21 protein-coding genes and 1 other RNA gene are annotated in these 23,194 nt (G+C 51.7%); 10 read left to right on the top strand and 12 right to left on the bottom strand.

Going from position 1 to position 23,194, the window contains the following annotated elements; all coding sequences use genetic code 11:
- Positions 1–11 precede the first annotated feature (11 nt).
- The 4 genes from ACP15Y_RS09850 to ACP15Y_RS09835 form a co-directional block, all read right to left on the bottom strand.
- Entirely contained in the window at positions 12–533 is a 522-nt protein-coding gene (locus ACP15Y_RS09850) for a dihydrofolate reductase (RefSeq protein ID WP_424982895.1), read from the bottom strand.
- Positions 533–862 carry a phosphoribosyl-ATP pyrophosphohydrolase gene (locus ACP15Y_RS09845; RefSeq protein ID WP_424982894.1) on the bottom strand — a complete coding sequence of 110 codons (330 nt, stop codon included), beginning with the start codon at positions 860–862 and terminating at the stop codon, positions 533–535. Before ACP15Y_RS09845 ends, ACP15Y_RS09850 begins: the two co-directional genes overlap by 1 nt.
- Positions 859–1,653: a thymidylate synthase gene (locus ACP15Y_RS09840; protein WP_424982893.1), complete on the bottom strand. Its 795-nt coding sequence runs from the start codon at positions 1,651–1,653 to the stop codon at positions 859–861. The genes ACP15Y_RS09845 and ACP15Y_RS09840 overlap by 4 nt, the downstream gene beginning before the upstream one ends.
- Positions 1,654–1,714: 61 nt before the next feature.
- Positions 1,715–2,176 carry a YHS domain-containing (seleno)protein gene (locus ACP15Y_RS09835; protein WP_424982892.1) on the bottom strand — a complete coding sequence of 154 codons (462 nt, stop codon included), beginning with the start codon at positions 2,174–2,176 and terminating at the stop codon, positions 1,715–1,717.
- A gap of 161 nt (positions 2,177–2,337) precedes the next feature.
- Between ACP15Y_RS09835 and ACP15Y_RS09830 the strand changes: the two genes are divergently transcribed.
- Positions 2,338–3,357 carry a hypothetical protein gene (locus ACP15Y_RS09830; protein ID WP_424982891.1) on the top strand — a complete coding sequence of 340 codons (1,020 nt, stop codon included), beginning with the start codon at positions 2,338–2,340 and terminating at the stop codon, positions 3,355–3,357.
- Positions 3,358–3,466: 109 nt separating this feature from the next.
- Here the strand turns inward: ACP15Y_RS09830 and ACP15Y_RS09825 are convergent, their stop codons facing one another.
- Positions 3,467–3,784 (bottom strand): DUF2853 family protein, encoded by a 318-nt coding sequence (locus ACP15Y_RS09825; RefSeq protein ID WP_424982890.1) that lies wholly within the window; start codon positions 3,782–3,784, stop codon positions 3,467–3,469.
- 121 nt (positions 3,785–3,905) lie between these two features.
- Here ACP15Y_RS09825 and ssrA point away from each other — a divergent pair.
- The 3 genes from ssrA (at position 3,906) to ACP15Y_RS09810 (ending at position 5,149) form a co-directional block, all read left to right on the top strand.
- Positions 3,906–4,275: a transfer-messenger RNA gene (gene ssrA / locus ACP15Y_RS09820) on the top strand.
- Positions 4,276–4,388: 113 nt separating this feature from the next.
- Positions 4,389–4,919: an SspB family protein gene (locus tag ACP15Y_RS09815; protein ID WP_424982889.1), complete on the top strand. Its 531-nt coding sequence runs from the start codon at positions 4,389–4,391 to the stop codon at positions 4,917–4,919.
- A gap of 11 nt (positions 4,920–4,930) precedes the next feature.
- A complete protein-coding gene (locus ACP15Y_RS09810; protein ID WP_424982888.1) occupies positions 4,931–5,149 on the top strand; it encodes a ribbon-helix-helix domain-containing protein in 219 nt (72 codons plus the stop codon).
- 10 nt (positions 5,150–5,159) lie between these two features.
- On the opposite strand, the gene ACP15Y_RS09805 is transcribed toward ACP15Y_RS09810, so the two are convergent.
- A complete protein-coding gene (locus ACP15Y_RS09805; protein WP_424982887.1) occupies positions 5,160–8,825 on the bottom strand; it encodes an AsmA family protein in 3,666 nt (1,221 codons plus the stop codon).
- Between the two features lie 199 nt (positions 8,826–9,024).
- Here ACP15Y_RS09805 and ACP15Y_RS09800 point away from each other — a divergent pair, with 199 nt between their 5' ends.
- Positions 9,025–10,662 (top strand): chloride channel protein, encoded by a 1,638-nt coding sequence (locus ACP15Y_RS09800; RefSeq protein WP_424982886.1) that lies wholly within the window; start codon positions 9,025–9,027, stop codon positions 10,660–10,662.
- Here the strand turns inward: ACP15Y_RS09800 and ACP15Y_RS09795 are convergent.
- A complete protein-coding gene (locus ACP15Y_RS09795) occupies positions 10,659–11,102 on the bottom strand; it encodes a VOC family protein (protein ID WP_424982885.1) in 444 nt (147 codons plus the stop codon). The genes ACP15Y_RS09800 and ACP15Y_RS09795 overlap by 4 nt on opposite strands.
- A 69-nt stretch (positions 11,103–11,171) precedes the next feature.
- On the opposite strand from ACP15Y_RS09795, the gene ACP15Y_RS09790 reads away from it, so the two are divergent.
- Positions 11,172–11,774 carry a TetR/AcrR family transcriptional regulator gene (locus ACP15Y_RS09790; protein ID WP_424982884.1) on the top strand — a complete coding sequence of 201 codons (603 nt, stop codon included), beginning with the start codon at positions 11,172–11,174 and terminating at the stop codon, positions 11,772–11,774.
- On the opposite strand, the gene ACP15Y_RS09785 is transcribed toward ACP15Y_RS09790, so the two are convergent.
- From ACP15Y_RS09785 to ACP15Y_RS09775, 3 genes are all read right to left on the bottom strand, one after another.
- The gene (locus tag ACP15Y_RS09785) at positions 11,771–12,748 is read right to left on the bottom strand and encodes an NAD(P)-dependent alcohol dehydrogenase (RefSeq protein ID WP_424982883.1); all 978 of its coding nucleotides are present in this window, start codon (positions 12,746–12,748) and stop codon (positions 11,771–11,773) included. The genes ACP15Y_RS09790 and ACP15Y_RS09785 overlap by 4 nt on opposite strands.
- A 65-nt stretch (positions 12,749–12,813) precedes the next feature.
- A complete protein-coding gene (locus ACP15Y_RS09780) occupies positions 12,814–13,329 on the bottom strand; it encodes a hypothetical protein (protein WP_424982881.1) in 516 nt (171 codons plus the stop codon).
- Between the two features lie 94 nt (positions 13,330–13,423).
- Complete coding sequence (locus ACP15Y_RS09775; protein WP_424982880.1) at positions 13,424–15,598, bottom strand: esterase-like activity of phytase family protein; 2,175 nt, start codon at positions 15,596–15,598, stop codon at positions 13,424–13,426.
- A 186-nt stretch (positions 15,599–15,784) separates the two neighbouring features.
- Between ACP15Y_RS09775 and ACP15Y_RS09770 the strand changes: the two genes are divergently transcribed.
- The 4 genes from ACP15Y_RS09770 (at position 15,785) to chrA (ending at position 22,555) form a co-directional block, all read left to right on the top strand.
- A complete protein-coding gene (locus tag ACP15Y_RS09770; RefSeq protein ID WP_424982879.1) occupies positions 15,785–18,127 on the top strand; it encodes an ATP-dependent helicase in 2,343 nt (780 codons plus the stop codon).
- Between the two features lie 8 nt (positions 18,128–18,135).
- Positions 18,136–19,002: a 50S ribosomal protein L11 methyltransferase gene (locus tag ACP15Y_RS09765; protein WP_424982878.1), complete on the top strand. Its 867-nt coding sequence runs from the start codon at positions 18,136–18,138 to the stop codon at positions 19,000–19,002.
- A gap of 509 nt (positions 19,003–19,511) precedes the next feature.
- Complete coding sequence (locus ACP15Y_RS09760; protein ID WP_424982877.1) at positions 19,512–21,329, top strand: aminopeptidase P family protein; 1,818 nt, start codon at positions 19,512–19,514, stop codon at positions 21,327–21,329.
- Between the two features lie 44 nt (positions 21,330–21,373).
- The gene (chrA, locus tag ACP15Y_RS09755) at positions 21,374–22,555 is read left to right on the top strand and encodes a chromate efflux transporter (protein WP_424982876.1); all 1,182 of its coding nucleotides are present in this window, start codon (positions 21,374–21,376) and stop codon (positions 22,553–22,555) included.
- Here the strand turns inward: chrA and ACP15Y_RS09750 are convergent.
- Both ACP15Y_RS09750 and ACP15Y_RS09745 read right to left on the bottom strand, forming a co-directional pair.
- Positions 22,539–22,865: a DUF2834 domain-containing protein gene (locus ACP15Y_RS09750; protein ID WP_424982875.1), complete on the bottom strand. Its 327-nt coding sequence runs from the start codon at positions 22,863–22,865 to the stop codon at positions 22,539–22,541. The genes chrA and ACP15Y_RS09750 overlap by 17 nt on opposite strands.
- A gap of 30 nt (positions 22,866–22,895) precedes the next feature.
- A complete protein-coding gene (locus tag ACP15Y_RS09745) occupies positions 22,896–23,189 on the bottom strand; it encodes an AzlD family protein (RefSeq protein ID WP_133572182.1) in 294 nt (97 codons plus the stop codon).
- Positions 23,190–23,194 lie beyond the last annotated feature (5 nt).

Raw genomic sequence — 23,194 nt, 5'->3', positions numbered from 1 at the left:
GCCGCACCAAATTAGTTTTGGCGCTCATATGTCGCGATATAATAGCTTTGCGTATCCCGTTCGTGTGGCTCAAAGGCCGGGCGATCTATCTCAACCCAGCTTTGATCAATTTTTGGAAAAACCGTATCACCCTCAGGCGACGCATCGATATGCGTGATGTATAGCCGATCTGCTTTGTCGATGGTGGCTTGATAAATCTCCCCACCGCCAATGATCATCACCTCATCAACCTTATCGGACAGCGCGATTTCCCTGGCGTGATCAATTGCCGCATCCAGATCATTAATCACCAAAACACCGTCTGGCTGATAGCCCTCACGTCGCGTCACCACAATATTGGTGCGGCCCGGCAAAGGGCGACCAACGGTTTCAAATTGTTTGCGCCCCATCACCATAGGTTTCCCCATGGTGGTCGCTTTGAAAAACTTAAAATCAGATGGCAGATACCAAGGCATATCACCATCCGCGCCGATAATATGATTTTTCGGCACTGCGGCAATCAGAGAGATTTTCACCTTGTTCTTTGTGGTCATTATCGCTCTTCCTGCGGTAAATATTTAAACCATTTTCGTACCAATGCGCGCTCTACATCGATCCCATTATGCTGAGCAAACAATAAGAGCTGCGCACAAACATCGGCAACTTCATCCTCCAATGCCTCCCGCACATTCTCTGGCGTGCGCGTGGCATCAAAGCGCCCTCTATTTGTCATACGCAAATATTCTGCGTTTAGCTCACCCAATTCTTCACCAATTTTGAGCAAATACCAATCATCATCGCGCGCAATGTTGCACCTTTGCGCATAAGTGTCTGATACTTTGGCAATCTTTTCCGCAAGCTGCTTAAGCGTATGCTCACTCATACCGCGATGGGCGCCTTAATCGTTGGATGCGGATCATATCCTTCAAAGTCAAAATCTTCGAAGGCAAAGTCAAAAATCGACGTGCGCTCTTCATTGATCAGCAATTTCGGCAAAGGCCGCGGTGCGCGCGTCAGCTGCAAACGCACTTGATCAAAATGGTTGTGGTAAATGTGCGCATCGCCAAATGAATGCACAAATTCGCCAACCTTCAGGCCGGTCACTTGCGCCACCATGTGCGTCAACAATGAATAGGACGCAATGTTGAATGGCACGCCCAAAAAAATGTCCGCGGAGCGCTGATAAAGCTGGCAAGACAATTTGCCATCCGCGACGAAAAACTGAAACAAGCAGTGACAAGGCGGCAACGCCATATTGTCCACTTCCGCCGGATTCCATGCTGTCACAATATGCCGACGGGAATTGGGATTGTTTTTAATGCCTTCAATCAGATTGGTGATCTGGTCGATGCTTTCGCCATTCGGCGCAGGCCAAGACCGCCACTGCGACCCATAAACTGGCCCTAAATCGCCATTTTCGTCAGCCCATTCATCCCAAATGCGGACTTTATTGTCTTGCAGATATTTGATGTTGGTTTCGCCCATCAAAAACCACAAAAGCTCATGAATAATCGAGCGCAAATGCAGTTTTTTCGTGGTGATCAGCGGAAAACCTTTCTCAAGGTCAAACCGCATTTGATAGCCAAACACGCCGCGTGTACCGGTGCCCGTACGGTCGTCCCGGTCCACGCCATTTTCCATCACATGAGTCAATAAGTCTAAATAAGCTTGCATGGTGGCAAATATAGGCGATTCTCTCGCCTATGTACGCCGAAATCGGCGCTTTTACCCAGCCTTACTGGCTCAATTTCGGCCATCTCGCATTCGCCGCTTCGATAAAGCCCGGAATATCTTGGAACCACATGGTTTGAACATTGCGGTCAAAATTCAAATAAAGTTTGCCATTCTCAATGTGCCAAACTTCGGGGTCACCCTTCGCCAAATAGCCCTTCGCAGCTGCAAAAGCACAATGTCCACCATATTGTGGCGCATATTTTTCGGGATTGGCGGCAAACATATCTTTATTGGCAGCACTCGAGAAGCGCCACGTCGCCCCCTCATAGTCCAACGTAATATTCGGATCACCCTTCACGGCTTCGCCTTGTGTGAAATAGGCCACACTGTCATACCCACCCACAGCTGTGCCGGGCACAAGTCCCGTAAAGATTTTTGCTGTTGATGACTGTGCCATCGCCGGACAAACCGCGAAAAAACTCGCTCCAGCCAATGCCAAACCTAAAACTTGCCGACGATCCATCTGTCCAATTCCCTTCAATGAATACAAATCTGATGGTCCGACATTAGAAGCAGTCCATTTCACGTACCAATCACAAAAAGGCGAGAGACAGTGATCACATGCACTCAATTGTGCGCGCAATCTAGCTTTGCTATGATTGATGGCAGAAAACGGAGTGTCTCATGCCGCGTTTGCCGACAATCGTCGCACTTTTTGCTGTGGTTACCATTTCTGAGGTTACCGCAAATGAGCAGCCGGGCGTGGTTCCCATGCTCGCCACCGAGAGCGCGCTGGGGCTTGTTGCCGAAAAAGCAACCCCACCGCCCACACTCATTTTCGCACAAAATAAAACTGAGACTAAACCGAGCAAATCCGCGCCTAAAAAATCGGACAACAGAAACCTCCCCCCCCCTGTACTCAAAAAAGAAAATGAAGACTTAGGCGAGCCGGTTCATGATGTTCGAAAAGATGTTTCCTATATTCCGATTGAACAATTGGAAGCCCTGCACCAAAGGCGGAAGAACCCCGACAAGCACTCCATGGACCCAGCTGCGGTAGAAAAAGAATATGACAAGCTTTACCGAAAACTTCAGTCAGAACGAAAAGCACTCACCAAAACGGCTTTAGAATTAAAGCCAGGTCGAGTTAAAACCGAAACGTTGGAACAAGCGTACAGATTGTCGGAACGCCTGAACAAACTCAGTCTGCCAACCTCGTCGAAACCCGGCGAATTCCCAGGCTGGCGGCCAATCTCTGACCCGATAGAAAATCTTTACGACTATTCAGGTTCCGTTGATTTTGAAATTCGAATGGCGGGAAAAGCCATCAACTCTGCGGATAAGCTTGCGGCTATTCGTGAACTCAAAAAGCTTCATGAACATGTCAAATACGCAAAAGAAAAACTACTAGACGTTGATAATATGACTCGTGACTTTATTGACACCGGCATAATTGAACGCGTCTACGGTCAGCAAGATGCCAAAGCGGTTATTGACGCGGTCGAAAGGCAAAAAGCCCAAGAGCGCAAACTGGAAAATTATATTCGCGACTATGAAAAAGCCTTAGAAAGAAAATGGCCAACACCACAAATACCAGTCGAAAATCCTCAATCCCTTGTCCCGGGGATTGAACCGCTGCCAAAGGTGATTGATATGGCGCCAGAAATCTTTGTGGCGCCCTGCGACAACGCAAATAAGTGTTGAGCTAAGTCCTAAGCTCGCAGCTCGCGTCGCTCAAACTGATTAAATCCTCATAATCAAAAACGGCGCCTTGTAAGGCGCCGCTCGAAAAATAACTGCTGTATCGGTTGCCTTATGAAAAGACAGAAAGCTTGCCCGCTTTTTTTGCGCACAAATAATAGAATGTGAGGCGTTCTTTCATGCGATCTGCTTTCATTTCAGTCGCGACTTCAGCGATGATCGCATCAAGTTTGTCGTCGCTGTCTGTTAGGCCCAATTTCTTTTTCAAGAAGTTTTCACGCACAGTTTTCAGTTCATCTGGATCAGAAACAGCCACATAAGCACTGTCACGTTTCGACAAAACCAAACGATAGGTTTTCGCCATATTGTCCACGATGGCTGCATCCGCGCCCGCATCATATTTTTGGATTTCTTCTAGGTGATTGCTCATAGGTCGTTCCTCTCTTGAACCAGTTGCCGCAAATCCAAGCCCCCCGCCTGAATAATCGGAATCTGCATGCAAAACATTTCCACAGCTTAACAGAAGTGTAAAGTCTGTTTACCACCTTCCACCCCTTTGCAATCGCAAAAAAAGTAACTATATAGAGGGTGCTGGCAACAGCTATGGCGATAAATAGAAATCGTAATAAACCATTCGGACTCGGGGGCGGTACCCGGCGCCTCCACCAAATTCTTCAGCAAGGCTTATGTGGCCGCTAGAACGCTGAAACATGGGGGCGAAATAGGATCGACGAGGGTGTAAAGGGTTGTCTTTCGCTCGGCATGGTACCACCGTATCGGACCATTATGATAGTTGCAAATGACAACATCGCTGAGGCACGTCTAGCTGCGTAATGCGGTTCGACACCTCGAATTAAAGCCCTTTTCCTCTAGCAAGGACTAGGCGGGGTCCGCAGGCACCTGGCAACAGAAGCCTGCATTTTATACTCCCCTCAATTATTTCTAAACGGACGGTTTCATCCCCTTGCATTTCATGGCAAATTAAGTCTGTTATGCAGCTCTAGAGATTCTCGACAGCAAAAAGGTGCGCCCAAATGGCAGAAGACCTCATCCGGTACGATATTTTGGCTCAAGAAGCATTGCGCGGCGTTGTGCGCAAAGTGCTGAATGAAGTGGCCAAGACGGGCTTGCCGGGCGAACACCACTTCTTCATTTCATTTGTAACAACAGCACCCGGCGTGCGCATTTCGCAGCGACTGCTGGATCAATATAAGAACGAAATGACAATCGTGCTGCAAAACCAATATTGGGACTTGAAAACCAGTGACACTGGATTTGAGGTCGGTTTGTCGTTCGATGGTCAACCCGAAATTCTCGTGGTGCCCTATTCAGCAATCAAAGGCTTCTTCGATCCATCCGTGCAATTCGGCTTGCAATTCGACGTGACCGACGAGAATGGCGAAAGCCAAGAAGACCTTGAAGATTTGCCTGCTTCGCAACTGGCCGCCGACAATGGCGACAAGTTGGAGTCCATGGACAGCGACGAAGATGCTGGCGAAGAAAAGGGCGATGAGGAAGAAGGCGAAAACGTCGTCAGCCTCGATTCCTTCCGCAAAAAGCCGTGAGCAATCCTTCAATGAAAAAACGGTCCATCACCATTGCAGGGCACCGCACCAGCGTTGCCCTTGAGCCTGAGTTTTGGTCCTACATTCAAAAAATGGCTAAAGAACAAGGTCTGTCTTTGGCCGACTTCATTGCGCAAATTGATCAATCGCGAGACCAAACCAATTTGGCCTCAGCATTGCGGCTGGCAGTTTTAGATTGGTTGCAACAACAGCTCCCCACTCACGAATAGCAGGCGAAGCTTACTCCAGACCGTCTGTCAGGTCCAACGGGGCCTGTTCCTCTAGATACAGCGCATTCGGATCGAAATAGATCGGCTCACCTGTATCAGGATCAAATCCAATAGGGTCATTTGCATTGAGATTTACTGGCGGCTGCGGCGGTGGCTGTGTGGACTGCTGGCGTGCAGCCTCTTCAGCCGCACGACGTGCTGCCTCCTCTGCCTTTGCTTTCGCCGCTTCCTCTTGCGCCAAACGAGCAGCTTGCTCCGCCATCCGCCGCTGTTGCTCTTCGGCCTGCGCCCGTGTTCGCGCTTCTTGCTCAGCGCGAAGCCGCTCAAGTTCTTCAACTTCTAGCTCAAATGCTCGCATCTGAATCGCGTCCGCCATTGGGCCGACATCAACGCTCACCTCAGGATTGAACAGCTCGCCATTGATCCGATAGGCAATTTGAGCGGCATTTTCGCTCAACACATTGCCCGAACCGAAGGATTGTGTTGGTGAAAGCACCCAATCGCCCTCCAAGCCGAACTGGGAGAGTTCCATATTCAAATCACCAAATAGTCTGGCTTGCGCATCCTCAACCGAAAAGTTGCGCAGGAACAATTTGCCACCTGCAATGGAAAACAAGCCCTCAGCTTCCGGTGCATCAAACCGACCAACGGCCAACTCTTCGTCAATTTGCGCTTTAAACTCAGCTGGTTCGAGGTCAGTTAGATTATCCATGCTGCCAATAGCGGCAAAAACATCGCTGTTCACGCCACTGATCGCCAAATCTGCGATGGTGAAACTGCCATCGCCACCCAACGCTGCGGCCATCTGCGCAAAGTCTGCACCTCTGGTTGAAAACTGCCCTGCCCCATCGACAAATCCAGAAAGGGTGGTCGCCGCCGGACCAGATAACAATTCGCCAAGTGCCACGCCGTCAAGGCGGAAACGACCATTCAATTGCTTCTGGCTTTCGCTGCCATAGCAGCAAAGGGTAACATCCATGCCCACTTCGCCTTCACCAAGTGCGCCAAGCAGATCACGAATGCGGTTCTCATTCGCCGTCCAGCTCAAATCAAAGCTAACACCTGTTAAAAAGGCCCGATCGTTCGCCATCAACAATGGCGTTTCAATCCCAATTCGCCCAAGATGTTTTCGGCTTTCAGCAGCGATGTTGAAGGGACCATCTGGCCACACAAGATCACCGCTGTTGAACAGTGCCGTCTGTCCGCCGAGATATTGCGCCAAGCCATCAACGCTCATCCGCGATACACGCAAGTCACCGCTATAAACCGCATCACCGCCCAAACGGCTCATACTGATTTGGCCTGTCACATCCTCATCAGCTGCGCGCAACTTGATCTCAGACAGCTCATATTTTTCCGAATTCGTAAATTTGAGCGCGGCCTCGCCTTGAAGCTGTGGCAGATGCAAACCGTTCAATCCCACCAGATTGGAAATGCCCTCAATGTCAGTCACATCCCCCTTCAGCTGGCCCCGCCCGCGCAGGTTTGACAGGTCGGAAACAATCAATGAACCGACATAGCTCAGATCAGTCGATCCAGCTTCATAGCCAATGTCTGCCTCAATCGAGTTGGACAATGTGCCCTGATATTCGAAGGAGAGTTGTGCAGGCGTATTTTCAGAAAAACCATCGCCATCCAACTGCAAACTGTTGAATAATGCCGGGCCGTGTCGTGCAGAAAAGAAGATTGCACCTGCCGATGGTGCGGTGGCGGCTTTGAAAATCCCCTCGCCAAAGTCAAAAGCCGCATCCATTTTCAAATCTGCATTCGAAGCCTCAATAGTGATTTTTTGATTCTCACCCTCCGGCGCCATCAACTCAACTTCATAACGCGCAGGGCGATTGGCCCGCAAAATTTCCTCTAATTTGGCATTGATGCCACCGGGCCATTTTTCAGCCCATAGCGAGATGTTTGCCCGCGGCAACACATCAAATCGCGCATTGCCCCAAAGCTTTGGTGCTGCAAGTGTTCCTGCCAACGTGCCGGAGGACTGGATGGAAATGCCCGCAACATCGTTTGCGGTAAAATCGTCAATCTCAATACCCGCTTTCGACCATTTGCCGCTGGCAGTGGCGTCGCGCACTGGCATCTGCTCCAACACCAGTTGGTCCGCTGTCACCTTAAAGCGACCAAGCGGAAAGGTTTGAGCGAATTTTTGATCACGACCAATATTGGGCAAGAATGCCAGCAAACGTTCTGAACTTTGCGCACCAAGCTGCCCCAACTCAGCATTGAGCACCAAACGCCGTGCTTTCTCCTCGCGCCAATCAATCACAAAATCTAGCTCATCATCATCGAGCCGAAAGCCTTCCGCCGCAATATTGACGCCGCTAGACGACAGCCGCAAACGTCCCTCGCCTTCGGCAGTGGCACCAAACAGCGGATTATCGTCGGTGAAGTTACGCCAACCACGTGCCAACGCATCAAGTCGTTCGGAGGCGAATGAAAATGTACCATCAAACGCAGAATTACCTTGCGCCTCAATCAACTCTCCAGAAAGCGACATCAAACTATCACCTGCCAGCCGCGTGGTGAAAGATTGCACAAGCCATTTATTGTCAGAAAAGCTGAGCTTGGCCGCCACGTCTCGCAGCGCAAAATCGCCAAGTCCGAGCTCGCCAATATCCACCTGCACATCGCCACTGGCCACATTGATCTTTGGCGGTGGTGGCAAATTGATCAACAACTCAACCAAAGCATATGGATCGGCTGTGCGGTCGCGCAGCGCATCTTGCGGGATTATCGGCACCACGCCGCCAGAAACAAGTGCGTCGAGGTGACGATCATTGCCCAAGCTCAATGTCGCATTGCCAATCATCCGCGTACCTGGCCGATTTTCATCTGGCACCAGATTAAACTCTTCAATAGCGAGTTCTTGTGCATCCAGCGCAATCTTCGCTTTGAAGGTCAGATCGCCGCGCACATCATTTTCATCGCGCCGCTGCGGCTTCACCCGTAGATTGGTCTCGCCAGCGAATGCAGCTTTGGAATCTTCAGTGGAAAGCAGCCCCTCAGTAGTCAGCGAAAAACGTCGATCTGTTGGTGCGATTAGGCTATTCAGCCGCATTTGCCCCGCATTGTTCAATTCGGAGCTGGAGAGCCGCAAAAGATAATCTTCATTTTGCATCTGGCCCGTGGCATCCAGCGCAAATGGGCCCCGCAACCCCGCAGCACTCAAATTGCCATTGATCCGATCCATGCGCCAGCTCTCGCCCGTGCGCTGATCCGCCAACACAATTTCTGCATTGCTCAACACGGCATCTTCAATCGAAACATTGCCCTGCCGCACACCTTGCGGCAGCTGAATCGGCATCCGCCATTCACCCTGCTCGTCAACCGTAAGGTGAAGCTTTAGCCCATCCAGATTAAGTTGCTGCACCGCATAAATGTCGCGCAAAAATTCCATGAGATTGAGATGTGCGTCCGCGCGCTCAATCTCCAACAACGGTGTTTCCGCATCGCCGACCACAATGTCAGAAATCACCATTTGCGGCTGCGGCAACAGGGTGAAGCCCATATCACCGCGAATCGCCACGTCAGTGCCCAGCGCTTCCGCTGCGATAGCTTCAACGCGCTCTCGATATACATTCCAATCGTAAAGTCGCGGCACAACAAAGGCCGCGGCCATCACCAGAATGAGCAAGATGCCAATAGCAATGTAAACGCGATTCAACACCAGACTTGTTCACCCACCTCGATACTTAATAAAAGGTTAGAGCTTTCAGCGCCCTACGTCACGCCTCAATTCAAAACTTCAGCGCAAAAATTAGCATTGTTCAGCCTTTTCTGCCGCCAAGCCTTGCCCTCTCCCTTGATAAAGGCTTATCAAATAATCACAACAATCAAAACGTATTGGGAGAGAGTACACCACAAAAATGGCCAAAAATGCCCGCCTGATCTATCGTGTCGTACAAAAATGGGTGCATCCGCACATTGCAGCGTTTCAGGCCGCGCAACAGCCAAAATTGTGGTTGCTGGCACTGGCCGCAGGAGTGGCCGGCGGTGCCGTCGCCATTCTCTTCCGTTCCGCCATCGGCTTTTTCCAATATTTATGGATTCAAAACGCGTCCGAACTCTATATGGAGCGGCTGGCGGCGCTGCCATGGTATTATGTGATCCTCGGTCCCGTCACCGGGGGCGTAATTGTTGGCATCATCATGTTTTTCTGGCGGCGGGAAGCGCGCCCCGGCGGCGTTGCCGATGTGATTGAAGCCCGCACACACGATGGCAAAAAACTCTCTTTCCGCAATTCGCTCGTGGCCAGCACGATCTCTGCTATCTCACTGGGCTTTGGTGCCAGTGCTGGCCGCGAAGGTCCCGTGGTTTATTTCGCCGCGTCCGCGTCCAAATCCCTGTTCCGCTTTTTTGAACTGCCGCCCTCATCCCGTCGTATCATGCTGGGCTGTGGCGTTGCGGCGGCGATCTCCGCCTCCTTTAACGCACCCATTGCTGGCGTGCTATTCGCCCATGAAGTGATTTTGGGCCATTTCGCTATGTCCGCCTTTGTGCCCATCGTGATTGCCGCGGTGATCGCCTCGGTCATGTCCCGCGCTTGGTTTGGCGACAATCCAGCTTTTCTGGTGCCGGACTTTCAAATCACCTCTTATTGGGAAATTCCGGCCTTTGCCCTACTCGGCCTCACCTGCGCCGTAGTAGCTATTGCGTTTCAAACCTCACTGATCGGCACAGACTGGGTGGCCCGCCATTTCCGCATCCGCGATTATTATCGTCCAGCCATTGGCGGCTTTATGATCGGCATCATCGCCTTGGCCTTCCCCCAAGTGCTGGGCGTTGGCTATGAGGCCACAAACGCGGCACTGACCAATCAGATGGGTCTCTGGACCATGCTGTCGCTGATCATCGCCAAAACGGCAGCAACGGCCATCACCTTGGCATCGCGCTTTGGCGGCGGCATCTTCTCGCCCGCGCTTTATCTTGGCGCAATGACGGGCGGCGCGTTCGGCCTAATAGCGGCAAATGTGTTCCCGGAACTCGCCTCATCTGAAGCTCTTTATTCCATTATTGGCATGGGCGCTGTGGCCGCCGCGGTGTTGGGCGCGCCTATTTCTACGACCGTGATGATTTTTGAACTGACGGGCGGCTTCGCTTTCTCCATTGCGCTTTTGTTTGCCGTGTCGATCGCGACAGGCCTCACCCAGGCGGTAATGGGTCGTTCGTTCTTCTATTGGCAACTCTATACGCGCGGCATCATGCTGGAAGAAGGGCCGCACGCCCACCTCGTCAAATATTATCGCGTGCGTGATTTCATGTCCGCCTATGTCAAAACGGATGACGAACCGCCATTTGATATTCTTTCCGGTAAGCCTTGGCTGAAAACCGGCGACACGTTGGAAACCGCACTCCGTGCATTTGATGCTACGGATGAGTCACGCCTGCCCGTCATGGATGGATCGGGCAAGCGCATGAAACAAGTGGGTTGGGTGACCCATGTGAAAGCCTTGTCGAGCTTTAACAAAGCATTGGTAGAACAAAGCCGCGAAGAACACCTTTAAAGGGCGGCTTGCTCACCTTGTGGCAAGGCAGATTCATCATATTGCGCCGCAAACTCCGCACTCGGTGGAATGGGCTGGATCACATCAATCATGATGCCATTTGGATCTGCCGTGATGAAGTGACGCTGGCCAAAATCTTCGCTCTTAATGTCCAACAGCAACGGCAGTTTCGCTTCCTTCAATCGCTCATATTGCGCATCCACATCCTCCACTTCAAAATTGAGGATCAAACCTTGTGTTTTCGCTTGCGCAGCTTGCGGCACGGTGGGGTGATTATATTGTAGCACGGCCAAATTGACGCTTGGCACCAACTCGGATTGCAAATGCACATACCAATCGCTTTCAAAACGCGGCACAAAACCAAAATGCTGCGTGAAAAACGCCACCGTTTGCGACACATCTTCCACCATGATCACTGGATAATATGAAGTTGTTTTCATCTCTTTTCTCCCAATCAAAAATAACATACACTGTGTATGTATATTTCAATTAACATACAGGCTGTATGTATGCAAACAAATAATCGCAGATCGAATAAAGAACGGTCCGAGACCACCCGTGCGCAGCTGATCGCAGCGGCGCGAAAACTATTTATTTCAGAGGGTTACGCAGAAACGGGCACCCCGGCTATTGTGAAAAAAGCTGAGGTGACGCGGGGCGCGCTTTACCACCATTTCAAGGATAAAGCCGACCTATTGCGCGCTATATTGGTGATGGAATCAGAAGAGATTGCCAAAGAGATCGCCAAGGCAGACCTCGACATCAATGATCCGCTTGCCTCACTGATCAATGGCACCGAAGCCTATTTCCGCGCCATGAAGGTACCGGGCCGCACCAAACTGCTGCTCGATATGGGCCCTGCCTTTTTGGGCAATGAGGAAATGGCACAAATCGATGGAGAGAACGCGCAGCAAGAGCTGATTGCGGGCCTCAAAGCAGCCTTTGATCAAAAAGGCACGCCAACGACGCACTTAAACGCAACGGCGGATTTGCTGTCGGCTGCATTTGATCAGGCCGCCCGCGCCATTGCCGATGGTGCGGATGAACAGCATTATAATGCCGCCATGCGGCAATTGGTGATCGGCGTGGTGAATTGGGCTGGCGCCGTTTAGGCCGCCACCCGCACCACGACTGCGCCGACTTTATGGCCGCCATCAACAAGGCGGTGCGCATCGGCGATTTTTTCAAAGGGGAAACTGCTGTCGATTATCGGTTTCAACACGCCCTGCGCTGCCAAGCTCATCAGATGGGCATACATTTCGTTGCCCATCACTTCTTTTTCAGAGTCTGAAGTCAGCATCACTGCGCGTTTATTGGTCATCACTTTGATCATTTCAATCGCGCTCGAAAAGATCACCACCAATGTTTTGCCGCCCGCTTTGAGCAGATGCGAGACTTTGGCAAATGGGGCATTACCCACATTGTCCATCACAAAGTCAAACTTGTCGGTAGAGGCTTTGAAATCCTCTTTGGTGTAATCAATCACATGGTCAGCACCTAGTGATTTGACCAGGTCAACATTTTTGCCGGAACAAACGCCGGTCACCGTTGCGCCCATATGTTTGGCAAATTGCACTGCTGCAACACCAACAGCACCAGACGCACCATTGACCAGCACATCATCACCAGCCTTCAAGCCACCTTCTTTAAAATAACCCATCGCTGTGCTGCCACCAAAGAGCACGGAAACAGCTTCTTCATGGCTAAGGCTTGACGGCTTGGCCACCAGTGCGCCCTCTTTGCCCGCCAGAATATATTCCGCATGAGCACCGAGACGAAAACCATTGGAGCCAACAACTTCCTGCCCGACTTCAAAGCCAGTCACATTGGCACCAACTTCTTCAACGATGCCGGAAAATTGCAAACCGAAAATCGGGTATTTCGGCTTAAACAGCCCCATCGCCATCCGTGTCATAAGGCCCAGCCCTTTCGGTACCCGCAGCGCACGGATGCGCACATCGGCGATGTCCACTGTGCTTGCCATCACCTTGACCAACACTTCGTCAGCGCCCGGCGTGGGTTTGTCCACTTCTTCGATTTTCACATTTTCGGCTGGCCCATAGGCACGGCAAACTGCAGCTTTCATGATTTCCCCCAATGGCAATAAGGTAACGTACAAGTTCAAGTGGGCACGCGATTCAAATATTCAAGTCAATCCAAAGCTTTAAATTCATTTTTTAAGTGCCGCGCCCGCGCCTTAAGCGACGCTGGCCCTGCCTCAAGCGCCATATTGAGCTTTTGCTGTAAGCGATTCAATTGACTCTCATTTTCAATATGAAGTCGCACATCCGCATCCAGCGCCCAAACCTGCACCAATGTCTTCTTATCGTCTGAGAGCGCAGGCAATGCAGCCGCAACTTTTTCGCGTTTGATGTGCTCAAAATCCAAATATTGAACGGACTGAAGCGCGTGCAGTTTTGGTTCCCAATGAGCATAGTGATCCGCGGCATCAAACATGGCTTCGACCACATTGGCCGGAACCTCTTTACCGCGCTCCAGTGCGCCCTTCACCAGCCACGACGCCCCAGTTTGAAACATCACATTGTCATGGGCAAAATAATCAGCAAGTGCCAAAAATTCACCCGACTCCGAAGCGGCCAATCCCTGTTTCAATGGCTCAACCTGCTTGCCATCAAACGCCAACAAAGCTTGAATCAATGGGTTCATCACATCCTCCAACCGATTCAAATTTAACCGCTTTTCCCATAAAGAAAAGCCCGAGCGTTTCCGCCCGGGCCCATTGCGCAAATTTTGATAAAATTTACATTTTGCCGATGGAGAAGAATAATGTTTCACCTGAGTGATCGTCAACACCATCATTGTCTGTCATCGCAAACCCTTCGCCTGACGCGTCGATGGCAAAGCTTTCGATCTTGTCGAGCACAAAGCCGTTCAACGCTTTCATCTCTGGCAAGAAATCATGCACTTCTGTTTTCTTAACCAATGGCAGTTCACCACCCAAAGGTGCTGCCTGCATTTGGTCCATAGAGATAGCGTAGAGCTTCTTGATCTTCGCATTGTCAGCCAACTGATTGTCACGCTCTACAACATAGATCATGTCGCCATGGGCCGTGATTTCAGAAAGGCCAACCCAGCCTTTTTCAACCTGATCCAACGGGTAACGCACCGCGCCCCATTCGCCAGTGGCAGGTGTGTAAGAAACAAGCTTCACTTCGCCTTTGGCGTCGTCAGCCCATTCGCGCTGAATGGCGATCCAAAGCACCATCTCATCACCTTCGCCAACGGCAGTGATGCCTTCCGCGCCAAAGCGTTTTTCAACGGCAAGCAACTCGGCCGGGAAAGGCACTTCTTCTTCAATCTCGCCTTTGCTGTTCACATGGTAAAGCGCATGCGGGGTCAACCGATCTGTCCGGCCTTCAGAGGCAAGCCAGAAACCGCCGTCACCATCAAGAGTGATGCCTTCAAGGTCCAGTTTTTGCGCCGGAGCACCATCACGCGTCACTCCGATACGGCGAACAATTTTGGCAGGCGATTGGGTTGCATCAATCTCATAGATTGAAGGCTGCGACCGCAAGAAGCTGTCATTCACTGCATAAAGCTTGCCGGCAACTTCTGCATCAGCCACGAGGCCAGAAAGCGCTGTCCAACCGATTGGACGATCGCCGTCCATTTCTGAGATGATTTGCGGGTAAGCTGGTGTTTCAGCATTGCGCGCATAAATCATCACGTGCGAACCAGCGCCACCATCTTCACGCAAATCAACTTCGTTAGCCGTGGCCAGCAAGTTTTTAGATGGGATGGCCACCGCACCTTCAGGACCAATGCCTGATGGCAAGGCTTGGACAAACTCAGGCTCAGCGCCTGTGTCTTTATAAACCAACACCAAAGAAGCGCGCTCCAACAACACAAAGATCAATGTGTCATCACCAAACTTGGCCACTTCCAAACCTTCCGGTTCAGAACCTTTATTGCCTGAGCGTTTTTCTGGGTAATGGCCCAAACGCGCGACCAGATGGTCCACGCTCATGCCTGAATCCCAAACGAATGAACCGTCTTTGTTCCAAATGGTGAAGCCGCGTGAGCCACCTTCATAATCGCCTTCATTGGCGGTAACGAAGCGGTCATTATCCAACCATTTTACAGCGTCTGGCTCGCGCACAACAGCGTCCAAAGTACCATCAAAGGTGAACGCCATTTCTTCTTCTGTGTCCACATTGGCCAAATCAACAGCGCCTGCGGAGAAGTGGTTTTTCACCTCGCCTGTCGCGCCATCAAGAATAATAAGGTGGTTGTTTTCCTGCATGGTCACAACCAATTCGCCTGCCATGTTGAAATCAACAAATTCAGGCTCAGGGTCAGAACCACCAACTTCAGCCAAACCTGTCAAATCCACTTTGATCTGGCTGTCACAATCCAGCGCACCCTCTGCCACTTTAAACAAGGACACAAAGCCGGCAGGCTCTTGCGGGAGCACGCCATCATTCAAATCTTCGTCGCGCTCATTCTCAATGGCCACAGCAAGCATGGCCCCATCTTTTGATGCAGCAATTGAATCTGGCTGGCCGCCAAGATCACAAGTGGCCACAATTTCTTGGCTCGCAGCATTGATTACAGCCACATGGCCTGAAGGCGCAGTGTAGCTCTCAGATGTATTGACGCCAGCAAATACATGCTCACCAATCACGGTGACGGACGTTGGCTCACCATCCAACGTCAAAAAGCCTTTGGCTTCGGTGCTGCCATCTTCTGAAAGGCCAATAAAGCCAATGCCACCAGCTGGACTGTCTGAATATACAAGCCATGAGCCATCTTCATTTGCAGCGATGATTTCTGATGATGTTTCTTCAGCTTCAGGTGCGTTTTGCGCCACTGGAAAGCCGTTTACCCGATCGAAATATGGGCTGGCCATTGCGGCCATGGACCCTAAGCTTACACTTGAAAGCGCAGCCAGGCTGATTGTTTTGAAAAGCGACATAAGTCTCCCCTTGCGTTTAAGTCGTCCGCTATTCGCTTAGGGAGCTGCCACGACAGCGGCGTGACAAATTTGTTGCACAAATTTGACATTGCACAGCTCAAGCGTCACAAGGCTTTTTGCTTCTCGACATATACAAGAAAGTATGTCTCCCCTATAAAGAACAAAAAGAGATTCGAAACGGACCGAATGACCGATAGACCAGCAAAACCACAAGGTTTAGGCGCTGGCCCGATCACTTCTCAATTGGGCGCGCAAACACCGAATTATTTAGAGGGCCTCAACCCAGAACAACGCGATGCGATTGAGTCTGTGGATGGGCCTTTGCTGGTCTTGGCAGGTGCAGGCACAGGCAAAACCCGCGTTCTCACCACACGCATTGCCCACATTTTGGCAACCCGCCGTGCGCGGGCGGGTGAAATCCTATCGGTGACCTTTACCAACAAAGCCGCCCGCGAAATGAAAGAGCGGATCGGCAAATTCGTGGGTGGTGCCATTGAAGGCATGCCTTGGCTCGGCACGTTCCACTCCATTGGCGCCCGTATCTTACGCCGTCATGCCGAACTGGTTGGCCTCAAATCCGATTTCACCATTCTGGACACAGACGATCAGATCCGCTTGCTCAAGCAATTGCTGCAAGCCGAGAATGTAGATGAAAAACGCTGGCCAGCACGCCAACTGGCCCACGTCATTGACGGTTGGAAAAACAAAGGCCTGCAACCCAGCCAACTTTCTGCCGCCGATGCAGGCGTGTTCGCCGATGGCAAAGCGGTGAAAATCTATCAGCAATATCAAGCACGGCTCAAAGTGCTGAACGCCGCAGATTTCGGCGATTTGCTACTAGAAGGCATTCGCCTGTTTAAAGATAACCCAACCGTGTTGGCAGAGTTTCATCGCCGCTTCAAATACATATTAGTGGACGAATATCAGGATACTAACGTCGCGCAATATTTGTGGTTGCGCCTGTTGGCACAATCCAACGAACATCGCGAAACCGCCAATGTGTGCGTGGTGGGCGACGACGACCAATCCATCTATGGCTGGCGCGGCGCCGAGGTAGACAATATTTTGCGCTTCGAGCAGGATTTTCCCGGCGCAAAGGTGATCCGCTTGGAGCGCAACTATCGCTCTACATCAAAAATCCTAAAAGCCGCCTCACACTTGATTGCCCACAATGAAGATCGCTTGGGCAAAACCTTGCAAACCGATGTGGGCGAAGAAGGCGAACCAATTGCGGTCACCTCCGTGTGGGATTCGGAAGAAGAAGCCCGCAATATTGGCGAAGATATTGAGCAATTGCAGCGCCAAGGCCATAAGCTCAATTCAATGGCGATTTTGGTCCGCGCCTCATTCCAAATGCGCGAATTTGAAGACCGCTTTATCACGCTTGGCTTGAATTATCGCGTCATCGGTGGCCCGCGTTTCTACGAACGCAAAGAGATTCGCGATGCCCTTGCCTATTTGCGTATCGTCACGCAGCCTGCTGATGATTTAGCCTTCGAACGCATTGTAAACGTACCCAAGCGCGGCTTGGGCAATGCCACCATCTCTATGCTGCATGACGCGGCACGCGCCGCCAATGTGCCGCTGGTACAAGCCACACGCGAGCTGGTTGAAACCGATGAGCTAAAGCCGAAGCAGCGCTCTACCCTGCGCGGCCTTCTGAGCCAATTTGATGAATGGGCCATGCGATTGCAGACCCTGCCCCACTCTGAAGTGGCCGAAGCCATTTTGGATGAAAGCGGCTACACCCAGATGTGGCAGAATGATAAATCTGCCGATGCGCCAGGACGTTTGGAAAACTTGAAAGAACTCATCCGGTCCATGGAAGAGTTTGAAACGCTGGGCGGATTTTTGGAACATATCTCGCTGGTAATGGACCGTGATAGCGGCGATGCAGACGATGCTGTGTCCATCATGACCCTGCACGCGGCCAAAGGCTTGGAATTCGACACCGTGTTTCTGCCCGGTTGGGAAGAAGGCCTATTCCCGCACCAGCGCGCCTTGGACGAATCCGGCAAAGCTGGGTTGGAGGAAGAACGTCGCCTCGCCTATGTGGGCATCACCCGCGCGCGCAAACGCGCCAAGCTGAGCCTCGCCCAAAACCGACGCATCCACGGCTTGTGGCAATCCGCCATTCCGTCGCGCTTTCTGGATGAATTGCCTGCCGATGTGGTGGAAGTCAAAGACACAGGCTCCTCCTATGGCGGCATCAATTATGGCGGACGCGATCAAGCCACCAAATTCGACCGCCGCGATCCGTTTGAAAGCGTTTATGAAACGCCCGGATGGCAACGTGCGCAGCGGCAACATCAAAGCCGCGGAAAAGACCGCGGCCCCACCATTGAAGGCGAGTTGGTGGCCCGATCCGTCAACCCTGCATCCTCTTCCCGGTTTAAGACCGGAGATAAGGTTCTACACCTGAAATTTGGCGAGGGCACCGTTGCCGCTGTCGATGGCAACAAGCTGAGCATTGACTTTCCCAGCGTCGGCCGCAAAAAGGTGCTGGAAAGCTTTGTTCAAAAACCGTGAGATCATCCATGTCGCTTAACCAAATCAGCGTGCCCCTGTCAAAAGAAGAAGCCTATAAGCTGGTCGATGCGATTAGCGAATTGGATGATATGGCCCTTTCTGCTGTGGCCTATGAGGGGCCAGACGGCGAACATTGGGTGTTTGAAGCCACATGCGATGAAAAACCCGATATTGAAAAATTTAACGCCATTGCCAAAGAGGTTTTAGGCGATGTGCTGGATTTTGAAGTGGCACCTGTGCCTGAAAAAGACTGGGTCGCCCATTCACTTGAAGGGCTAAAACCCGTTGAAGCAGGCGGCTTTTTTGTCCATGGCTCACATGATGACGCGCCGAGTGCTGACAATGTTATCCCGATCAAAATTGATGCAGGCCAAGCTTTCGGCACGGGTCACCATGAAACGACGTCCGGTTGTCTCGCGGCGCTAGACCAGTATCTTCAAGACAACAAACCTGAAGCCATTTTGGATTTAGGCACCGGCACCGGGATTCTAGCCATCGCTGCGGCCAAACGCACTGAACTCAACATTCTCGCGACCGACATCGACCCCAAAGCAGTTGAGGTCACCATCGAGAATGCTGAAATCAATGACGTGCTGGACCAGATCATCGCCGAAACCGCCGATGGGTTTGATCATCCGATCTTTGCCGAACATGGCCCGTTTGATCTCATCATGGCCAATATATTGGCCGGGCCGCTGATTGAACTGGCCCCCGAAGTGGTGAAACAAGCCAAACCAGGCGCCACCATCATTCTGGCTGGGCTGCTAACGCGACAGGCCGAAGATGTGATTGCAGCTTACACAGCACAAAAAACAACCCTCCTCGCGCAAAGCGAGAAGGGTGATTGGTCGATCCTAACACTAAAAGCCGAATAGCTCGGCCTTTACGGCTTCTTAGAAGCCGTTTGTGTGGTCGTATGAACCAAGCAAGTGGCGATATGATTGTGTCGCCACATATTTTTGTTGCTCGCGTGGGTCATGAAAACCACGTGTGTTAGACATAGAGCTCACGAAATTTTGGAAAAAGTTTTTCTTCGCAGACATTTTAAACACCTAGCTTAATTGATGGGCAATTTGCCCTGTTCTTATTTGTAATGGCGATCGTTTGCATTCAAGAAATGTGCAATATGGCGCTCTGCTTGCTTTGAGCGTGCTGCCACCATTGCGTCCAACATATTACGGAAAAGGCCAGCTTTTTGTGTCATCGAATTTCTCCTTTGCAAATCGGATGCACCTACTTGCATCTCTCGATCTGATGACCCAATGTAACCCGGTAAAAAAATTTTAGTAGACCCTGCTTTCGCACTACAGCCATGCAAAAAAAGCATGGCTGAGCCAGTTTTGGCAGGTTCCTATGCACGTTTGACCGAAGGATTATGGTGACCATGTCAACCAACAAACAAGCCAATAGATTTCAAACATTTGAAGAGCGCGCCTATCCAGACTTGGTTGCCCCCCGCGTTACAGCGCTCCGCGATCAACTGAAAAGCCAAAATATCGATGCCTTTCTGATTCCGCGCGCGGACGCCCACCGCGGCGAAAATGTTCCGGCTGGTGATGAACGGCTCGCCTATATTTCCAGTTTCACTGGCTCAGCTGGCACGGCCATCGTTGGCACACAAAAAGCAGCACTGGTTGTTGATGGTCGCTACACATTGCAAGCGCCACAACAAACAGACACCAACACATTTGAAATTGTTGATTTAAGCCCAACGGCAACGGCAGACTGGCTGATTGCCAATCTTAAAAAGGGTCAAAAAGTCGGTTATGACGGCTGGCTGCACACGCCCAAGGAAATTATGGCGCTTGACGCAAAACTAAGCGCGGCTGGCATTGAGCTTGTGGAAGTGCATAATCTTGTGGACGCCATCTGGGAAGATCGCCCTGCACCACCCACAAACGACATCTATACGCTGGATGATGCACAAACAGGCAAATCTGCAGCGGACAAAATCACCGAGTTACAAAAGCAAATGGCAGAGAAAAATGCCGACTATTTGGTGCTGACCCTGCCCGAATCCACCAACTGGCTGTTGAACATTCGCGGCAGCGATATCTCCAACACACCAGTTAGCCTTGGTTTTGCCATCGTACCGCAACAAGGCGTCACCCGCTTCTTTGTCCAGCCAGAAAAGATCAATCCGGTTATCCAAGCTGAATTGAGCGACGTGACGGTGCTGGAACCCATTGAGGAGCTTGAAGAAGCCCTTACCTCCACCACCACAGATTCTGTTTGGTTTGACGATGCAACGGCGCCGATCAAGTTGGTGAATATTGCCAAATCCGTCGGCGCGACCATCATCAGCGACAAAGACCCGATCGTGATTGCCAAGGCGCGTAAAAACCCTGCCGAAGTGGAAGGCATGAAGGCGGCTCAAACTTCAGACGCCGTCGCCATGGCGCGCTTCCTGTCCTGGCTGGATGCAGAAGCGCCGAAGGGCAAACTCACCGAAACAGAGATCGTGGAGAAGTTGGAAGATTGTCGCCGCCAATCCAACGAGCTGCTCGACATCAGCTTTGAAACCATTTCCGGCTCTGGCCCGAATGGCGCGATCGTGCATTATCGGGTCACCGAAAACACCAATCGCACCCTCAATCCCGGCGAACTGATGCTGGTGGATAGTGGCGGCCAATATCGCAATGGCACCACGGACATCACCCGCACCATGGCCACGGGCGACACAACGCCGGATCAGCGCAAGCATTTCACATTGGTGCTTAAAGGCATGATCGCCCTCAGCCGCGTCCATTTCCACAAAGGCGCAACTGGCGCACATTTGGATGTTCTGGCGCGCCAATTCCTTTGGAATGAAGGATTGAATTATGCGCATGGCACTGGTCACGGCGTGGGCGCGCTATTGGGCGTGCATGAAGGGCCATGCGGCATCTCCGGCATCAATCACAATGTGCTGGAAGAAGGCAATATTCTCTCCAACGAGCCGGGCTTCTACCTTGAAGGTGAATATGGCATCCGTATTGAAAATCTGATCATGGTGGTGCCGAGCGAAAAGAACGAGAAGTTCTTAAAGTTTGAAACCCTCACCTACACACCAATCGATCTGCGCCTCATCGACAAAGACTTGATGACACCGGAAGAAGTGGAATGGCTTAATGATTATCACCAGCAATGCTATGACTTGATCGCCGACCGTCTTGAAGATGACAAGAAAGAATGGTTGAAGCAGGCAACGCGCGCCATTTAACACCAATATCAAGGCACGCATAATTCTCCGCAACGGACCTATCTATGCGTGCCTTATTCGAAATATTCAGCATCTTCCTCAAACTGGGCCTCACCTCTTTCGGCGGCCCAGTGGCTCATTTGGGCTATTTCCGCACTGAATTTGTCGGGCGACGAAAATGGTTGGATGATGGGCAATATGCGGATTTGGTGGCCCTGTGTCAGTTTTTGCCCGGCCCCGCCAGCTCGCAAGTTGGCTTCGCCATTGGCGTACAGCGCGGCGGCATTGTGGGTGGCATTGCAGCCTTCCTTGGGTTCACCCTTCCGTCTATCGTCCTGCTTTTAGGCTTTGCAGCCATCATCCCGGTGCTTCAGGGCGACATGGGGCAAGGTCTTATTCGCGGACTGAAACTGATCGCCGTAGCGATTGTCGCCCACGCGGTACTGGGCATGGCTCAAAGCCTCGCCAACACCGCCCGCAAGGCGATTATTGCTGTAGGCGCGTTGATCCTTTGCCTGTTGCTCACAGGCTTTGTGGGACAGATATTTGCGATCATTCTCGGCGCCATCATCGGCTATCTGATTTTGGAAGCCCCGGCGCCCACCAAAGAAAGCAATAAGGTCGAAACGCGTTTCGCGTCACGTCACGCAATTGCAATCGCCAGCTTCTTCATCTTGCTTGTTGCCCTGCCCGTTCTCGCCGCGAGCACGAACCAAACCTCATTTGCACTGGCGGATATTTTCTACCGCGCCGGGGCCTTGGTGTTTGGCGGCGGCCATGTGGTGTTGCCGCTGCTGCAAGCTGAAATGGTGCCGGATCTATTGGACCAAAATCTGTTCCTTGCCGGTTATGGCGCTACCCAAGCCCTGCCCGGCCCGATCTTCTCATTTGCCAGCTATTTGGGCGCAATGGCTAGCGACACACCATTACTTGGTGTGCTGATTGGCGCAACCGCAATCTTCGTCCCGGGCTTTTTGCTCACCTATGGCGCCCTGCCGATCTGGCAAGGGCTGCGGACCAATCAAATCGCCCGCAAAGCATTGCTCGGCACCAATGCGGCAGTGGTCGGCTTGCTCGCGGCAGCCCTGATCAATCCCATTGCGATACAAGCCCTTACCCAACCAATAGATTGGGCTATTGCCGTGATCGGATTTGTAATCCTATGGCAGCTGAAATGGCCTGCATGGATATTGGTATTGGCTGGAGGTGCTGCTGGTGCGCTGTTCGCTCTTATTGGGCTTTATTAAGCCGCGTTTCGCGCAAATAGAGATAGAGCGGCAAACCTAGCGACAGGCCAACAAACGAACAGGCTGGCAAAACCAGCCACCAGTATCGAACGCCCTGCACTCGCGAATCCCAAAATGACCAAACCCAGAACAGAGCAATGCACAGCAAAACATCTGTGCTGAACCCAGCAGCAAGCCCGTTGGCCATAAACAGGCTTTGGATATATTCGCCAATATCAAAACCCGTCTGGGCAAAATAAGGCCCGAAAAACAGCCACGGCAAAACAGTGCCCAACACCATCATCACAATATAGAAATTTGCTTTGGTCATAAGGGTTTATCCTAAGGAGTAGAATCAATCCTAGAATAGACCAAACACGCTCCGCAGTGCCACGACGGAGATAACGCCCACAACCACGACCGCCCAAAGCGGGAGGCGAAACGCCACCAAAAGCGTAATCAGCGCGGCGAGGCTTTCAGCCGGGCCAGTAGCCAAAATGGTCGGTGCGATCACCGCCATTAACACGGCAGCCGGCACTGCCTCCAAGGCAGCGCGCGCACGCCCTTCAATGGTGAAAAACCGTACAATCACCAAACCCGCCACGCGGGTGAAATAAGTCACGATCCCCATGCCAAGAATGGTGGCCAGAACCATTGGGT

The organism is Maritalea sp. S77 (assembly GCF_049801075.1).
In the GTDB taxonomy this organism is placed as follows: Bacteria; Pseudomonadota; Alphaproteobacteria; order Rhizobiales; family Devosiaceae; genus Maritalea.
Note: the sequence above shows the minus strand (reverse complement) of the source record. Positions and strands in the feature narration are given on the sequence as shown.

Coding starts and splice junctions, on each gene's coding strand:
- ACP15Y_RS09760 (WP_424982877.1), top strand. CDS start 19,512: ATGTCAACCAACAAACAAGCCAATAGATTTCAAACATTTGAAGAGCGC.
- ACP15Y_RS09815 (WP_424982889.1), top strand. CDS start 4,389: ATGGCAGAAGACCTCATCCGGTACGATATTTTGGCTCAAGAAGCATTG.
- ACP15Y_RS09750 (WP_424982875.1), bottom strand. CDS start 22,865: ATGACCAAAGCAAATTTCTATATTGTGATGATGGTGTTGGGCACTGTT.
- ACP15Y_RS09840 (WP_424982893.1), bottom strand. CDS start 1,653: ATGCAAGCTTATTTAGACTTATTGACTCATGTGATGGAAAATGGCGTG.
- ACP15Y_RS09790 (WP_424982884.1), top strand. CDS start 11,172: ATGCAAACAAATAATCGCAGATCGAATAAAGAACGGTCCGAGACCACC.
- ACP15Y_RS09850 (WP_424982895.1), bottom strand. CDS start 533: ATGACCACAAAGAACAAGGTGAAAATCTCTCTGATTGCCGCAGTGCCG.
- ACP15Y_RS09775 (WP_424982880.1), bottom strand. CDS start 15,598: ATGTCGCTTTTCAAAACAATCAGCCTGGCTGCGCTTTCAAGTGTAAGC.
- ACP15Y_RS09800 (WP_424982886.1), top strand. CDS start 9,025: ATGGCCAAAAATGCCCGCCTGATCTATCGTGTCGTACAAAAATGGGTG.
- ACP15Y_RS09770 (WP_424982879.1), top strand. CDS start 15,785: ATGACCGATAGACCAGCAAAACCACAAGGTTTAGGCGCTGGCCCGATC.
- ACP15Y_RS09795 (WP_424982885.1), bottom strand. CDS start 11,102: ATGAAAACAACTTCATATTATCCAGTGATCATGGTGGAAGATGTGTCG.
- ACP15Y_RS09785 (WP_424982883.1), bottom strand. CDS start 12,748: ATGAAAGCTGCAGTTTGCCGTGCCTATGGGCCAGCCGAAAATGTGAAA.
- ACP15Y_RS09780 (WP_424982881.1), bottom strand. CDS start 13,329: ATGAACCCATTGATTCAAGCTTTGTTGGCGTTTGATGGCAAGCAGGTT.
- ACP15Y_RS09745 (WP_133572182.1), bottom strand. CDS start 23,189: ATGGTTCTGGCCACCATTCTTGGCATGGGGATCGTGACTTATTTCACC.
- ACP15Y_RS09825 (WP_424982890.1), bottom strand. CDS start 3,784: ATGAGCAATCACCTAGAAGAAATCCAAAAATATGATGCGGGCGCGGAT.
- chrA (WP_424982876.1), top strand. CDS start 21,374: ATGCGTGCCTTATTCGAAATATTCAGCATCTTCCTCAAACTGGGCCTC.
- ACP15Y_RS09765 (WP_424982878.1), top strand. CDS start 18,136: ATGTCGCTTAACCAAATCAGCGTGCCCCTGTCAAAAGAAGAAGCCTAT.
- ACP15Y_RS09845 (WP_424982894.1), bottom strand. CDS start 862: ATGAGTGAGCATACGCTTAAGCAGCTTGCGGAAAAGATTGCCAAAGTA.
- ACP15Y_RS09810 (WP_424982888.1), top strand. CDS start 4,931: ATGAAAAAACGGTCCATCACCATTGCAGGGCACCGCACCAGCGTTGCC.
- ACP15Y_RS09835 (WP_424982892.1), bottom strand. CDS start 2,176: ATGGATCGTCGGCAAGTTTTAGGTTTGGCATTGGCTGGAGCGAGTTTT.
- ACP15Y_RS09830 (WP_424982891.1), top strand. CDS start 2,338: ATGCCGCGTTTGCCGACAATCGTCGCACTTTTTGCTGTGGTTACCATT.